Source organism: Geodermatophilus sp. SYSU D00814 (genome assembly GCF_054050055.1).
In genome coordinates, this window is sequence record NZ_JBJGYP010000034.1 from 16,663 (window position 1) to 31,275 (window position 14,613).

At 66.4% G+C, this 14,613-nt stretch carries 13 protein-coding genes and 2 pseudogenes; 8 read left to right on the forward strand and 7 right to left on the reverse strand.

What is annotated here, in order from left to right; genetic code table 11:
- Window positions 1-44: 44 nt before the first annotated feature.
- The 3 genes from ACI780_RS20800 to ACI780_RS20810 all read right to left on the reverse strand — a co-directional run bounded on the left by ACI780_RS20800 (window position 45) and on the right by ACI780_RS20810 (window position 2,361).
- A complete protein-coding gene (locus ACI780_RS20800) occupies window positions 45-206 on the reverse strand; it encodes a hypothetical protein (protein ID WP_457005459.1) in 162 nt (53 codons plus the stop codon).
- Window positions 203-1,267: a carbon-nitrogen hydrolase family protein gene (locus tag ACI780_RS20805; protein ID WP_457005461.1), complete on the reverse strand. Its 1,065-nt coding sequence runs from the start codon at window positions 1,265-1,267 to the stop codon at window positions 203-205. The genes ACI780_RS20800 and ACI780_RS20805 overlap by 4 nt, the downstream gene beginning before the upstream one ends.
- A gap of 119 nt (window positions 1,268-1,386) precedes the next feature.
- Window positions 1,387-2,361, reverse strand: a complete 975-nt coding sequence (locus tag ACI780_RS20810; RefSeq protein WP_457005463.1) for an AraC-like ligand-binding domain-containing protein — start codon at window positions 2,359-2,361, stop codon at window positions 1,387-1,389.
- A gap of 311 nt (window positions 2,362-2,672) precedes the next feature.
- Here ACI780_RS20810 and ACI780_RS20815 point away from each other — a divergent pair, with 311 nt between their 5' ends.
- Together ACI780_RS20815 and ACI780_RS20820 are read left to right on the forward strand one after the other, a co-directional pair.
- Window positions 2,673-3,164 carry a hypothetical protein gene (locus ACI780_RS20815; protein WP_457005465.1) on the forward strand — a complete coding sequence of 164 codons (492 nt, stop codon included), beginning with the start codon at window positions 2,673-2,675 and terminating at the stop codon, window positions 3,162-3,164.
- A 102-nt stretch (window positions 3,165-3,266) separates the two neighbouring features.
- Window positions 3,267-3,440 carry a hypothetical protein gene (locus tag ACI780_RS20820; protein ID WP_457005467.1) on the forward strand — a complete coding sequence of 58 codons (174 nt, stop codon included), beginning with the start codon at window positions 3,267-3,269 and terminating at the stop codon, window positions 3,438-3,440.
- Between the two features lie 761 nt (window positions 3,441-4,201).
- Here ACI780_RS20820 and ACI780_RS20825 read toward each other — a convergent pair.
- The 3 genes and pseudogenes from ACI780_RS20825 to ACI780_RS20835 all read right to left on the reverse strand — a co-directional run.
- Window positions 4,202-5,266 carry a hypothetical protein gene (locus tag ACI780_RS20825; RefSeq protein WP_457005469.1) on the reverse strand — a complete coding sequence of 355 codons (1,065 nt, stop codon included), beginning with the start codon at window positions 5,264-5,266 and terminating at the stop codon, window positions 4,202-4,204.
- Window positions 5,267-5,412: 146 nt separating this feature from the next.
- The gene (locus ACI780_RS20830) at window positions 5,413-6,408 is read right to left on the reverse strand and encodes a TIR domain-containing protein (protein WP_457005471.1); all 996 of its coding nucleotides are present in this window, start codon (window positions 6,406-6,408) and stop codon (window positions 5,413-5,415) included.
- Between the two features lie 217 nt (window positions 6,409-6,625).
- A pseudogene (locus tag ACI780_RS20835) lies at window positions 6,626-7,207 on the reverse strand (phage major capsid protein); the annotation flags it as partial.
- Between the two features lie 387 nt (window positions 7,208-7,594).
- Between ACI780_RS20835 and ACI780_RS20840 the strand changes: the two are divergent.
- Entirely contained in the window at window positions 7,595-8,158 is a 564-nt protein-coding gene (locus tag ACI780_RS20840; RefSeq protein WP_457005473.1) for a hypothetical protein, read from the forward strand.
- A 250-nt stretch (window positions 8,159-8,408) separates the two neighbouring features.
- On the forward strand, window positions 8,409-9,095 hold the full coding sequence (locus tag ACI780_RS20845; protein WP_457005475.1) for a hypothetical protein: 687 nt from the start codon (window positions 8,409-8,411) through the stop codon (window positions 9,093-9,095).
- Window positions 9,096-9,927: 832 nt separating this feature from the next.
- Here the strand turns inward: ACI780_RS20845 and ACI780_RS20850 are convergent.
- Window positions 9,928-10,287 carry a hypothetical protein gene (locus ACI780_RS20850; protein WP_457005477.1) on the reverse strand — a complete coding sequence of 120 codons (360 nt, stop codon included), beginning with the start codon at window positions 10,285-10,287 and terminating at the stop codon, window positions 9,928-9,930.
- Window positions 10,288-10,737: 450 nt separating this feature from the next.
- Between ACI780_RS20850 and ACI780_RS20855 the strand changes: the two genes are divergently transcribed.
- The 4 genes and pseudogenes from ACI780_RS20855 to ACI780_RS20870 all read left to right on the forward strand — a co-directional run.
- Window positions 10,738-11,631, forward strand: a complete 894-nt coding sequence (locus ACI780_RS20855; protein WP_457005479.1) for an HNH endonuclease — start codon at window positions 10,738-10,740, stop codon at window positions 11,629-11,631.
- A gap of 101 nt (window positions 11,632-11,732) precedes the next feature.
- Window positions 11,733-12,599 (forward strand): hypothetical protein, encoded by an 867-nt coding sequence (locus tag ACI780_RS20860; protein WP_457005481.1) that lies wholly within the window; start codon window positions 11,733-11,735, stop codon window positions 12,597-12,599.
- Between the two features lie 554 nt (window positions 12,600-13,153).
- Window positions 13,154-14,185, forward strand: a complete 1,032-nt coding sequence (locus ACI780_RS20865; RefSeq protein WP_457005483.1) for a restriction endonuclease — start codon at window positions 13,154-13,156, stop codon at window positions 14,183-14,185.
- A gap of 103 nt (window positions 14,186-14,288) precedes the next feature.
- A pseudogene (locus ACI780_RS20870) lies at window positions 14,289-14,537 on the forward strand (transposase); the annotation flags it as partial.
- Window positions 14,538-14,613 lie beyond the last annotated feature (76 nt).

The window sequence follows — 14,613 nt, forward strand, 5'->3', positions numbered from 1 at the left end:
GCCGCGGCGGAGGGGGATCACGCCGCGGCCGGGCGGCCCGGAGGTCAGCGGGCGACCCGGCGGCCGGCCTGCCCTCCTGTCCGTGCGCGCCGCCGCAGGACCCGGGGCCGGCCCACGCGGGGTGCGGGACCGGCGTCGATCCAGCAGGCGACCACCAGGACGAGGTCGGGAGGGGGCAGTGCCGGGACCGCCGGCTCGGGGGTCACGGCCGGCCCACCTGCTCGAGGGCCGACGCGTCGACGGGGACGAGGTCGCTGGGCTCGGGCAGCTCCACCGGCGGGCGTGCCGCGGCCTGGTCCGGCGTCACCACGACCCTGTTGGGCGCCCCGTTGAACAGCAGCCGGAAGACGTCGGGGCGCGAGTAGTGCCCGACCGGGTCGGCGGCGGACTTGGCGATCGCGATCAGGGCCGGGTCGAGGTCGGCGTAGAGGATGCCCTCGGCGTCCTCGGGCAGGGGCTCGGCGAGCTCGGTGCCCTCGGGGCCGTAGATCCGGGTGAACCCGCCGCCCTGCAGCAGCAGCTGCCGCTTGGTCTCGGTGTCGGCGAACAGGTCGTGGGCCGCCTGCCCCACCACCGAGCAGGGCGCGACGACGAACGTCTGCCCCTCCACCGCGTACACCCGGCTGGCCGCGGTGTTCACCTCCGGGCCCAGCGCCGTGGCCGCGCCGCGGTACACCGAGAAGCTCGGCCACGAGGCGACGTGGATCTGCTCGCCCATGCTGTACATCGCGTACTTGGTCAGCGGCTGGAAGTGCTCCCAGCAGTTGAGCGCCCCGAGCCGGCCGAGCCTGGTGTCGTGCACCTGGACGTCGCTGCCGTCACCCTCGCCGAAGACGCTGCGCTCGACGTGGGTCGGCTTGAGCTTGCGGCGCACCGAGACCACGGTGCCGGTGTCGTCGATGAAGGCCTGCGACATGTAGAGGCTGCCGCCGGCCTTCTCGGCGAAGCCGAGGACGACGTGCACGCCGTGCCGCCCGGCCGCGGCGGCGATGCGGCGCATGTGCTCGCCGTCGCGGGTCATGGAGTTGGCGGCGTAGCGGGCGACGAACTGCATGCCCCAGGCGGGGGAGTCCAGCCAGATCCACCACGGGTAGCCGGGGACGAACGTCTCGCCGAACGCGACCAGCTGGGCGCCGTTGCCGGCGGCCTCCCCGACGAGGTCGACGACCTGCGCCACCCCGGCGTCGAGGTCGAGCCACCGCGGCTCGGCCTGGACGGCGGCGACGCGCACCGGGCCGCCGGGTCGGGTGCTGTCGGGCGCACTCATGCGGTCCTCCCGGGACGGGCCCGCCGTCGGCGGGACGTGCGACCACGGTGGGGCGGCCGGGAAGGGGCGGACTCGCCGTCCGTGCCAGCTCCCTGTCGCTGCGTGCCAGCCCGGCCGGCTCAGGACCGCTCGCCCGCCGCCCGGCGGTAGGCGGCCGGGGTGGTGCCGGTGACGGTGCGGAAGGCGCGGTGGAAGGAGGCATCCCCGGCGAACCCGCAGCGGGCGGCGACCGAGGTCAGGGGCAGCGCCGGCTGCGCGCGAAGCAGCCGCTGGGCGGAGGTCACCCGCAGCCGGCGGAGCACGTCGCCGAGCCCCTCCGGCTCGGTCTCGAACAGCCGGAACAGCGTGCGCCGGGACAGGTGGCAGGCGTCGGCGACGGCGTCGGCGCCCAGCCGGGGGTCGGTGTGGTGGGCGGCCAGGTGGGCCATGACCCGCTCGCGGTCCAGCGCCGCCGGGCTCGGCGCGGGCGGTCCGGAGGCCAGCGCGAGCGCGGAGGTCAGCAGCGCCACCGCGTGCGGGGCCAGCGCCGCGACGCCGGCCGGGTCGGTGGCCTGCTGCCGGGCCAGGCCGCGGAGGAAGTCGGCGACCAGCCGGGCGGTGGAGTCGGCGCCGAGGGTCACCGCGGTCGCCCCGGCCAGCGTGCAGGCCGGCAGCATGCGGCGCGGCACCTGCACCACGAGCTGCTCGAAGGCGCCGTCGAAGTGCAGCGTGTAGGGCCGGGTGCTGTCGTAGAACGCCATCGCGCCCGGGGTGAGCCGGGCCTCGCGCCCGTCCTGGGCGACGATGCCCTGCCCGGCCAGCTGGATGCTGGTGAGCACGAACTCCTCGCGGCTGCGGGCGATGAGCCGGGGCGTGCGCCGGACGTGCTGGCCGCCGGCCCGGACCGTGGTGAGCTCGACGTCGCCGACCACGCCGTGGGAGATCCGGCCGCGGAAGGGGAGCTCGGTGGTGGGCGAGGCCGACAGCTGCACGAAGGTGTCGCAGATCAGGTCCTGCCAGAAGGCGAACGCCTCGGCGGGCCGCACGGAGTCCGTCGTCACCGTGACCGGACCCGGCCCGGGCCCGGCGCGCTCGGGTCCCGACCGCGTGGACACGCAGCGATCATGACCCCGGGGTGGGGGGACGTCCATCCCGGCCGGCACCCGTGGCGCGGGGATGGGCGTGCCGGTCACCCGCTGCCGCCCCGGACCTCACCGTCCGAGCGCGTGCGCGTACGCCGGGTTCCGGAGTCCGTCCTGCGGCGCCGGCGCACCCGCTCGGGTGGTGGGTGCGCTCACCCGGGCGGGTGGCCGGCGTGCACGGGCGGGTCGCGGGTTGTCCACAGATCGGCTGAGCGGGCTCCCGCGGACCGCCGTCGTCGACCTACGGTCCCTCCCGTTCTGCAACGGGGTGTGACGGGGGTGCGGTGCCGACCGCGACGAGTGCGCTCGACGTCGTCGACGGCGAGGTCCGCGAGCTGATCCGCCGGCGGGGGCTGGACCCCTTCACCGACCCCGGGCCGGTGCGGGTGCTGGTGCGCGACGTGGTCGCCGACTACTCCGAGCGGTCGCTCACCTCCGCGCTGCCGCCGGTCGGCGACCCCGAGGCGGTGGTGCGCGAGGTGCTCGACCGGGTGGCCGGCTTCGGGCCGCTGCAGCGCTGGCTCGACGACCCCGAGGTCGAGGAGATCTGGGTCAACGAGCCGGGCCGGGTGTTCGTCGCCCGCCGCGGCCGCAGCGAGCTGACCACCACCATCCTGGGCGCCGGGGAGCTGGCCGACCTGGTGGAGCGGATGCTGCGCACCTCGGGACGGCGCATCGACATGAGCCAGCCCTTCGTCGACGCGATGCTGCCCGACGGGTCGCGGCTGCACGTGGTCATCCCCATGACAACTCGGCTGGCAGACACGTCGAACTGAGGGGTAGTCCTTCTAGCGGAGGCTCACAGGCCGGGATCAGGGCGGAAAGGTGCACCTCCCAGGCGCTCGCTCGACGAGCTGGTGGCCACCGGGACGCTGTCCGTGCAGGCCACCCGGTTCCTGGAGGCCGCGGTTGCCGCAGGGCTCAACGTGCTGGTCTCCGGCGGCACGCAGGCCCGGCAAGATCACGTTCCTCAACACCTTCTGCGCGGCGATCCCGGCATGGGAGCGGGTCATCACCTGCGAGGAGATCTTCGACTTCGGGAAGACAAGTGATGGCGCAAGGAGTTGCGTCCTGGCTGACGCCTCTGCTGTCCTTGCCTTACACCGAGCGACGAGTCCGTTACTCCGCTACGCTCACGGAGCGCCCATCGAGGAGAGGGAGCCAGTGCCAGCACGAGCGCCCCCCGAACACGCCAAGACCAAGCGTCGGCATCCCATAGCCCCCGCCGACGCCAGACATATGAGGAGCTCCTCCCTTGAACTTCTATTGACAACCGAGAAAGGCCACGCCATGACCGCGTTCAACCATCTCTGGAGCATCCTCCGCTGGGCGTATGCCACGCTACGCGTCGTAGGAGCTCTAGCCCTTGCTGTTTGGGCGACGCTCAGACTCGTTGAGTACGTCAACGATCGAGGGTGGGACGGGATCGTGACTGAGATCGCCGTCTTCACGCAGAGCGTTAGCCCGCAGTTGAGCTGCATCCTCTTGCTGGCGCTCTTGAGCTTGATGCGAGAGGCGTCTACACAATCCTCGTGATCCTGGTCGGCGAGTAGCTCGCCCCGAATGCGCGCCCTGGTCGGCTGATCGCCGACCAGGGCGTCTTGCTGTCGCGGCCGGTTGCGGCCGCCCCCAGCCGAGGTTGACATGGTCCTCGATGACCGTCCTCTGCGGCCGAAGTCAATAGGCTTAACGAATATCAGGTAGTGGTGAAGGCGAAGGTTGTCGCAGATCAGGCCGGCTGGCCACGACCAACGAGGCGAGTCACAGTTTAGGTCGCCATCACAGGCGAGTCCCATCACCTGTCGGGCCGCGCTCATGGCCCTGGCTTGGGCTTGAGCTCCGTCAGCACCTTCTCGACGATTGAGGCGACACCGATCGGCATCACGGCGTCGGGACTTGCATCGGTCGTATCCCCTGCCGCCACCGTGGGCAGCTCCCCGAAGGCGCGCTTAGCGAGCAGCTGACGAATTTCAACCGCGTCCGTGGCATCCAGTGGTTGCACATAGTCATCGATGGTCAAAAGCTGAACCTTTAGCGTTGCTGCCCACTGCCAGGCCCGGCGATGGCGCGCCGCCTCGGCCGCCAAGTAGCCCGCGAGACCGAAGGCGGGGATAGCAATCAGGGCCCGCTGCAGGACGTCGGCAATCGACAAGTCCTCGTGTGGAAGCAGAGCGAGGACCACGACTGCCACTATAGCTAAGGCAACGGCAAACCCTCTAAGTGCCTCGGCGGATCGACGCTCAGTCCGCTGGTAGCTTTGGAAATGCTCGGCGAGATTGAGTGACCCTTCCTCACCCAGGGCGCTTCGAGTCTTCTTGACTGCGGCTTCCGCCTTATCAGCGTACGACTCAGCCGAATCGACGGCCTTGAGCATGCGATCGAAGGCAATCTCACGTGCCAAGTTGTTTGAAATTTCCTCGGCATCTCGCTCACACGTCCGAGCCAAGTCCTGGCTAATCTCAGGCCTGTCGAGGCCGTCGACCATGGCGTCGATTAGCTCCTCTCCGGCTCGCGCAAGTGGCACAATGACCTCCTTCAGGCTGTCTGGGTTGATGTCAGGGGTTCGCTTGACCACGGCGTCAATAGCCGCCAGTAGTGGAACAACCTTCCCCGAGATAGCGGCGAACCGCTTCGGGTCGGGTTTAATCATGACTGTCCGTGCGGTCAAATTTCCAGAGCTGCGCGGGAGGATCTCGCGCCAATCGTTGATTCGCTGCCACTCCTGCAAGATGCGTAGCACGGCGGGAGCGCTACGAGATTTGGGGGGGCCGAGTTCAGGGTGCTTCCACAAGGCGACCAATGAGTTGATTGACCTGAAGAGGTCGTCAATCAATCTGGGATCAAGGTGGCGGGAAGCGTTCGACGATTCTTCTGGCACGGTCAAGGTGTACCAAGCGCGACGAGACTGGAGTGGCACCGCCACGCCCACAGTTGGGTCCGCAGGGTTCGATCATCGCGTCGGCGCGCTTCACCTTGCGTCGAAGGCGCGCAACTGACGCGACGAGCGCGGTCTTCCGATCCAAGTCAAGGGGTCGTAGTTGACTCGGACGTCAGTCCATACTTGGGTACGGCAACGACGCAAATTCCAGTCACGGCACGGCCTGGCCCGAGCGGTGAGTCGTCGGCGGCGATGGTCTGAGTCGAGCTGATCGGCAGGCCGCCTGCCTTGATTTCCATGTCGACCGCCTGCTGTACCTGTCGCTTAACGTGCTCCACGACGGCCAATTCCTGATTCAGGTCGGGTAATGGGGCGACCCAGGCTTTCTGGGTTGCGTGATGCGTGTCAATCATAAAGACTGGCAAGCGCCTCTCCGGGTTAACGATGACTTCCAGGTGCTCGCTAATGCGGACATAGCGACCGGGGGCTGGCCCGTCTCTGTCGGTTTCATCCTCGGCCAACTCGGCTACCGCGTCCTCATAATCTTCAACGGGGATCAGGCGATCACCGTGATGGGTCCCTCCGGCCGAGAACCAAACAAAGTGGACCAGGATATGAGGGTCCGACTCCTCGACTGTAAAGTTCGACTCCTTCGGCCCAAGGCCACGCGCTGCAAGCACCTTGGTGAGCAGCGATACGACATGCTTAGGGTGCTTGTACCGTCGGTCGTCCCGCCACCGACGTTCGCCGGGTTGCAGTTCGCGAAGGTCCTCATATCCGACCGTTGGCTGTAGCCCAGGGACAACAGTGTCATCAAATCTGAGCGGGAGCAGAAACGGCACGCCGGCCGAAACTCGCAGAAGCGCATAAGCGAGTGCGGACTGACGCTCGTGTCGTGGCCAATTGCGTGCCACATACTGCTCGCTGATGAAGGCTGCCACCATGGCTGAGCGTCGGCCGTAAACCTCCTGCAGATATGCAATGAGCTCTTGTCCGAGTAAGTCTTCGCGACGGTACTGGTCGTAGAAGACCCTGAACCCACGGTCCTTCAAGCCAGCGGCGACCTCAGCCACGAACGGGCGATGATCGCCAGCGAAGGATAAAGCGATATCAAAGTCGGGCCTCACGGGCTCGGATTCCACGCTCACAACCTAGCGACCACTGAGACGGGTGGCACCTGCTTGGGGACCGCTCCCGATTCGGGTGCCTTCAGGTCAGCTCGCGGCGACCGTATGCGGATCTGGGCGGCGGTGTGCGGGAAGGCGAAGTCGACCCGGCAGGTGGCCCGGACGGCGACCTGGTCGCTGGTGAAGACCGACCGATCAGCCCTGACCTTAGAGTCTCGCCGGACGGCGGTCATTACGCGCTCGGCCGGCGGGCCCCATACCGTGCCCACCAGAGCCTCCGGAGGTCCGCAGCGGCACGCCGAAGATCACCCGCCTGGCCCGGCTGGGTTAGGTCCGGGGACAGCAGCGGCTTGCCCAACCCTGTGGCCTCCTTCATGTTGGCCAGGATCAGCGCGGTCGCCGGGTTGGTGACGAAGGCAGTGAGCTGTGCGCCGACGTTGGCGGCGGGCATCTGGGCCTCGGCGAAGGCGTCTATGTCGGTGGGGCTGGTCTCGGGCGGCGATCTCCTGCACAGGACCCGCGCCGACGGGAAGGGCGGCCAATCGTTCGGGCTGCTCCCGCTCCCGCCCTGGGCGGTTCCGTCACCGAAGAATGCGGCGTCAACCTTGCGGGCAATGTCGCGGGCCAGACCCCGGCCGACCTCAGCGGTGGCTTCTGGGGAGGAGTCTTCGGCCAGCTCGGAGGTGACGACGGAGAGGCCGGTCACCTTGCAGGTGGCCACGTCAACCTCAGCGATGGTCAGGTCGGAGATTGGGATCTCCGCAGCCTCGGCGACCCACGCGGCGGTCGGGTTGGCGGTGACGGTTGGCGGTCGAACGGAGGGGGTGGCCGGGCCGCAGCACCCGAGAACCCTACGGGCTGAGCGGCCACGCGGTGGTGAGGACGGGCTTGATGAGCAGGCTCTCGACCTGCTCTGGGGTCAGGAGGGCCACGGCGGCGCTGGTGGTTAGGGTCATGCGTGCTGGCTCCGAGAGTCTGCCCCGGTATGTGATCGAGGTAATCCCTCGGGCCACGGACCCTCGGGTGCGCCGCAAGCGCGCAACGACTCGTCCAGTGAGACCACGGACCAACGCCGCCGAACGGAGTCGGCAATGATCATGCCAGCCGTCGTTGATCTTGAGACGGTCTTGAAGTTCGCGTCGTGCTGCGACGGCAGTCGTACCCGTACTAGAAGATGGGTGACGTGAATGACAGGCGCGAGGTGAAGTACGACGTCGAAGGTGGCAAGGGTGAGCCCCTGCCGCCTCAGGCTACTGTTAGTGCGGGTAGTGGGCAGGTGGTTCGGTTCGTGGACCCGTCCACGCCGGAAGGTGCCGTCGTTATGCTGCCGGACCGGATTGACGAGACGGCGGGACCGGTGTACCACGACGACGCGGTCGGGGTCGTGAAAACACTTCGGGCCCAGGGCCACAATGTCCAAGCGGCCAGCATTTCAGGCTCAGCACAGTACATTAGTGAGTACGGGGTCACCGCAGAGATAGTCTCTTCGATCGTGCTCGGCGTCGCAGGCAATCTCACATACGACACAATCAAGACCATTTCGACCCTGGTTCGCCTTCGGGTGTTGAATGCTCTGCACGGTGGCAACAAGACTGTCGATAAGGCTCAAGTGCAGTTGAGTCTGGACGAACTGAGCATTTCGGAGAAGGGGGCAATTCAGCTCCGCGGTCTCTCTTACACTGGCACGGTGGAAGGGGTTGTTCCGGCTCTCACTGCGGTGATCAAGCCGGGCGCGAAGGGCAACACGGACACCGCCAGTGCTTGAGAGTGACGGAGGTGTCCAGTTTTCTGGACTGATAGTGCGCACGGGTGTCCCCCTACCTCCCGCTGCCGGGCCAGTGCGGACCGCGATGCTGAGGCGGGATGGGACAAGTGCACTGCGTCATGCCAAGCGTGAGTTTGGTAGGGCCCTGGGAGTCCTGGAAGAATTGTCACCCGACATTCTGACGCACGCTCCGTACAGCGCCCTCCATAGGTGGCCAGCATCGGCGCTTGCCCAGAACGAGTATGCCCGGGTGGGAACCGCATGGTTGTATGCGCGCAAGCACCTGAAGGAGCTATCGAAGGCCGATGCGTCCACCTTGGCCGACGTGCGCGGACAGCTAGAAGGTGCGTTGAAGCTAGCAGTGTCGGCGTACAACCTTCTGGAAGACGAGCCTGAGGAAGATTCTGTCCACACGCTCGCCCATGCGATTGGCGAGCTCCGGAGTGGATTGTTCGGTTGTCCTGTTGAGGTCAGGGACCGCAAGCTGATCAACAACTGCCCATTGTCATTGCTGCATTTTCGGATGGGCATGTCGATGGGCTTTACGGCGGCGAGGCTCTGCTCCGTCTGTCGCCAGCCCCTCGATGAGTGTGAACACCTGTTGGGGGAGACGTACGCCGCTGAGGTCGACCGCATAGGCGACACTTGTAGCGCCTGCGGAGAACGCGATTGTGGTCATGAAGTTGGCGACACGATCCTATTGACGCCATCGGTGATGATTGCTGACGTAAACCTGCACGAGGTGAGCCTCGTTTATCGGCCGCGTGACCCTTTGGCGCGGGTGTCGGAGTTTTCCTTTTCCATGCCCGAAGGAAAGGAGCCGAGCTACCCCCCAACGTGCCTGTGTTGGCGTCCGTGCTCGGGTTTTTGGGATCTCAGAGGGATTGCGCCCGCGAGCGCACCTATGCCCCATCATCCGCCCGAGAGGCCTGACTGAGGACATCTCAGAGGCTCCTGAGCCGACCGCCACCGGCCGTCAAGCCGCACCTGGACGGCCCGCGAGAGTCGTTTCGCACGGCCAGCGGATGCGCGGAGGCGCCGTAGGACGACGGTCGCAACAGCTGCGGGGGGCCGCCACAGCCCGCAAGGCGGCGATATCCATCGCCGGCCAAGCCGAGGCGATTAGGGGTCAGGGCAACATCTGAGCCGACTGGTCGGCGAACATCCGCAGTAGCGAACCCTGGACGCCGCTAACCCCTCGAGGCTTGGCGCCGTGGGGCCCTACCTTTAGGAGCCCAGGCTCACCTCGAAGCGGTAGCCGTTGGCCTTGAGCTCCGCCTCGCTCTGGGTGATCTCTCCTCGTGCGGCGACCTCTACGGAGTAGAAGCCTTCGCCCGCTGGGACATCGTTGACGGTTGCCACATACGTGCACCGAGCCTCGGGGGAGCCGCGCTGAGGGTCTCCGGGTCCCAGGCTGCCCACGCCCAGGATCTCGCCGGCTGCGTTGTTGATGGCGACCTGCGTACCCGGACCGATCTCGGAGTAGCCGCCCTCCCCGAAGCAGTCGCTGTAGAAGGTCTCGTAGTTGTAGAGGACGAAGGTGACTGCGACGTCATAGGGCTCCGCGACCTTCGGTCTTGGTCTCGGTCTCGGTCTCGCCCAGCGGGCGCACCAGAATCACGACAAGGGCAGCAGCCAAGACGGCGCACAGGGCCCAAGGGATCAGGACAGACATCTGCCGGCGAGGCCAGGACCGCTGCGTGGCGGATGAGCGTGCGACGCCCTCGCCGGTTGATGGAGCCTGCTGCAAAGTGATGGTCGGAGGCGGTTCAGCCTGCGGGCGGCACGTACTGCTCTCGGGCCTCGCGGTGGGCGCCGACGATCCGGGCGAGATCCTCAGCCAGGAGATCCCGGCCGTCCTCCTCGCTGGGCGGCGCTAGTCGGACGTACTCGCGGAGGACCATCAGACACGCGGTCGCATGCATCCCACGGTCAGTCGGGATGGCGCCGGACTGGGTGAATTCGTCGAGCACGGCTGCGAGTTGCATGACGGCGTCCAGGGCGTCGTCCTGCTCAACTACACCTCGAGGGTCGCCCGCAGGTGGCTCTTGGGCATGGGCGTAGGCCCGCATGTAGTTCTGCATGAGCCCGCAGAGCCGGGCGTATACCTGCTCATCACTGTGTGGCATGACGCGACGGTAGGCGAACCCACCGACGGCACTACGCCCCAAAGCTGCTGAGCTGTTGGTCAGCTCGCCAGCGTGGGGTCCTCTGGCCCGCGTCCCTGGCTCCAGGAGTCCCGCATCGAGCCCTCCACCTTGCAGGGCAGCGGCTCCCGCCCGGATGGCCAGAAGGGTGCCGCCCCTGGGGTGCCTCCTGCGGCCCTTCTAACTCTCCTTGCGAAGCGCGGCGCTTCGCCGTCGGCAGGTCGCTTGCCCGATGTTGCCGCCAAGCTTGAGGAAAGGCAGGGTGTCAGCCTCAGCTCGTTGGCGGCAACATCTCAACGTACTGGCAGTTGCATGAGGCGGTCTCAGGTTCAACGACGAGGTCGGCATAGACAGCTGTCGATCATGCCGCCTACAGTGATCGACGTCGGCCCGAGTCCGACCGACAGCCCACTGCGCGCGAGGAGGAAGCCCGTGACCACGAGCGACCCAGATGGCCCCCTGTTCGGCCTGCCGGACCCAGACAGCGACGAGATCCGGGAGATGTTCAGCAACCGGGAAACCCGCGAGGCGTACCGCTTCCTCTTGGAGCGCCGGTTCCTCTACGAGCACCGGTCTGCGCCCCTGCCGACGATGGCGGAGTGGATCGACCGGGCCGAGCGCGTGCTCGGGAAGGCCAACGTGCACACCCAGCGTCGGCTGAGGGACGTCCGAGACTTCTTTATCGTCACGACGCACAAGCAGGGCTCCGACTGGGTCTATAAGCTCGAACGGCGCAAGCCGGAGGCCGCTGCCGACGCAGGCGCGAAGATCTCCCCGCGACTGCAGGCAGAGGTCTTCACGGTCAAGGGACGGTTCTGCCAGATGTGCGGCCTGGGCCCCGCGGACGGTGTGAAGCTGCAGATCGACCACATCATCCCGAGGGACTGGGGCGGGGAGACGACGCTGGAGAACCTCGAGCCGCTGTGCGTGGCGCACAACCACGGCAAGCAGGCCTTCTTCGAGTCGCTGAACCCCTACGCCGACGCGATCACCCGGGCCATCAAGCTCGAGACCCCGTGGGAGCGGATCGGCGAGCTCCTGATCGCCATGCGGGAAATCGGCAAGCGGGTGCCGGCCGAGCTGCTGCCGATCGTGGGACTGGAGAGCCACAAGGGTGACCCGGCGCGCCGCCTTCGCGACCTGCATGTGGTGCTCGGATGGACCTACAAGGTGCGCAAGCGCCGTGAGGGCCGACGAACTGTCGTCGAGTACGAGCTGATCGAGGCCAAGCCGTGGCCGCCGGAGGGGCCGAAGGAGGCCGTGAACCGCTACGAGCGCGAGCGCAAGCGCCGTAAGGCCGCGGAGCGCCGGGGTGCCCTCGCCTGAGCCTGGCCGACTACTGCCTCTGCTGCTGAGTCAAAGATGGCGGGCTTGCCAGGCCCTGAAGGCTTATTGGCGGAAAGGCGATTTGTGTGTCTGGTCCTGGCATGACGACGCGCAGCGACGAGGTCCTTGAGCTCTTTCAAGGGCAGGATGAGGCGCTGCTCGCCTTCCAAGCATGGAGACAGGACTCGCGGCGCGAGGGAGTGCACCGTGTGGTGCTTGGCCATGAAGTTCGGCATGCCTACGCTATCGGACCCGACGACGTGCTTGCTTTCAACCGTCGGATTAAGTCCGACTCCCTCAAGCGCGAGCGGGGGCCGTGGCCAACACAAGATCCTGAGGCCCTTCACCCGCTGGGGAGGATCGCTTCTGGAGACGTTAAGCCGCGAGAGGGATCAGTCACCAAGAGGGTCGCAGACTGGAGCCCGCCGCTAGCCTTCAATCACGCGTTCCACTACCTGCTCGAGCAGTTTGACGGTCGGCTGTTCACTTTTCCAGAGTTCCGTCAGGCTTGCAAGCAAGACGACACCCTGCAGCGGTTGCTTGAGAACAGCGCTGATGCCCTCTTCGCTGAGCTTGCGGCGACTGAGACGGACCCGGAGGACAGGGCGAAGCTGGAGGAGCTGCTGCAGAAGGCGTTCCGCTGGCGCCTGGGCTGCGCCTACTATTCATTCCTCCGTGAACTGTATGTATATGGGATCTTGCGACGCTATCGTCCTCACCTTCGCATGCATCCACTGGCAGACACTCTGTTTCGCACGGACTTCTGGGCAAGAGGGGAGAGCTGGGAACTCCTCGTCAGGAACGACACCTACAAGAGCGGCCCGGATGGCAGAAAGCCGCCTATGGAGCGGTTCGGGCGCCGCATATTTCGACAGCGTGCTCGCATCGAGCTAGACCCTCCGCGCATTTTCGGCGAGGCGTATCTTCCGCCCGAGGCGGTCCTTCGGGCCCACACGCGCACGTTGTGACCTAGTGGGGCGCCCGTCTTCCCCGACCGAAACTTCGGTGGGAGACACGGAGCGTCCACAGCGGGAGTTGACCTACGTGTCCGCACGGTCGATCGGACACTCTGTGGCCGCGAGCCGACTTCAGCGAGCGGAAGCCCCGCGCAACAGTCTTGCGCAATCTGCTACGCCTTCGACGTCGGCAGGAGGTGACCGAACTTGCGAGCTTGAAGAGCGTCCTCCGCGGGAGTCCAGTCCGTCCAAACTCGTCGCCGACCGCCAGAGGTGCGAATTGCCGGGCCCGCGCGACCAGGGCGATCAGTGATCGCCATCCAGTAGCGTTGATCCGGGTCCTCAGACCACCAAGTATTCAGTGACACGACCCAGAGCTTCTTACATGGGTCCGCCACCATCGGGTCACGCTGGCGCGCGTCGCGCCCACCCAGACGCGGGGACACCTCATCATGGCGGCCGGTATGTAGTCGGCGTGGATGGGGACGACGTAGGTGCTGAAGAGTTGGAAGGCCGCACGAGAGCAGCGGCGGCAACTTGAGCGTGAGGACGCGGAGCGGCGACGGGTGGAGGCGCTCCAGCAGGAGCGGGAAAAGGCGCGGGCTGCATCGCTCGCAGCCCAGGCGGCGCGGGAACGGAAGCTGCAGGAGAACCAGCGGCGGATCGAGAAGCAAAGACAGGCCCTCGAAGCCGAGCTCCAGAAGTACCGGAAGAACCTCCGACCGCAAGGCACCACGATCGATGAATCAGTATCATATTGGCTCAAGAAACTAAAGTTCCCCACCGAGTCTTGGAATGGTGTCCCCCTTCAGGACCCCCGTCCCGTGATCCGACCAGAGCTCACGAAGATGGTGAAGAAGCTAAGTCGGCCGGGCGAGCAGATCATTGGACTCGAGACTTTCGAAGTGACCCGGGGGCAGGTTCGTGTGAACAGCGGCCGCCCCCTCACGTACTACTCGGTTTTCGTATTCGTCACGGATCTTGGTTTCCTTGTGAGTCCCGACCAAGGTGGTTCTTATCGCGTGGACCGGGCTGAAGCGCGAGCCGTGCTCGACCTGGGGCTCGACGATGCGGCGACCGGGCCTCGGCCGCCGCGCCTTCAGCTGCCGCTGGCAGGTGGCAACTCTTGGTCTCGAAACATGTTGTTGGCTGTTTGGCTGCAAGAGCGGCTGCAAGAGGAGAAGAAGAGCCCGAGTCGGGCTCAGACCAGACGGGTTCGTCCGCGGCCTCAGCTGATCCGGGACTTCAACGACTCTGAGCGGGTCGCGGCGGAGTGGATGAGCTACTTCGGCTATTCGAATGTCGGGGTTATGCCCATCGGGCCGGACGGCGGAGTCGACATATACAGTGATCAGGCATTGGCTCAGGTGAAAGCTCAGGCCAGTCCAACCACGCGACCCCACATTCAGCAGCACCTCGGGGTCTGCCAGGCGCAAGGCAAGGAGCCAGTCTTCTTCTCCCTGGCCGGCTACACCCCGGGGGCCGTCGACTGGGCGGACGCTAACGGCATGATCCTATTCTCGTTCGATCGGCAGGGCGTCCCCGCGGCCGCAAACACTGCTGCTCACATCGTTATGGAGCGTGCCAAGGCCTCGTAGCGCGATCCTGCAGCACATGTCCTCACCATGCTTTGTAGCCACGACTCGGCGTGAAAGTAGAGCCGTGGCTACTCAACATCAGACTACGCGTCGCTGTCCCACTAAGGGCTACGACAATCCGCGGGTCCGCCGCTATCTGCGCCGGCGCGGCACCGCTGCCCGGATTGCCCGCATCGGCCACAACTCCAGGGCCCGCCTCGGCCGGCACCGCTGGGTTGTCGAACGCACACTGGGCTGGCTGCTGTCCTACAAGCGCCTCGCCCTGCGCCACGACCGAAGCGCCGCGACCATCACCGCGCTGGCCCAATTCGCGGTCACCCCCATCTGCGCGCGACGCCTACCGACCAACTGATGCAACGCCTTCTTTGACGCCCGTCACGCGGGTGCGTCGGACTGGGCCAAATTGATCGCCAAGGGCCCCGAGGGGT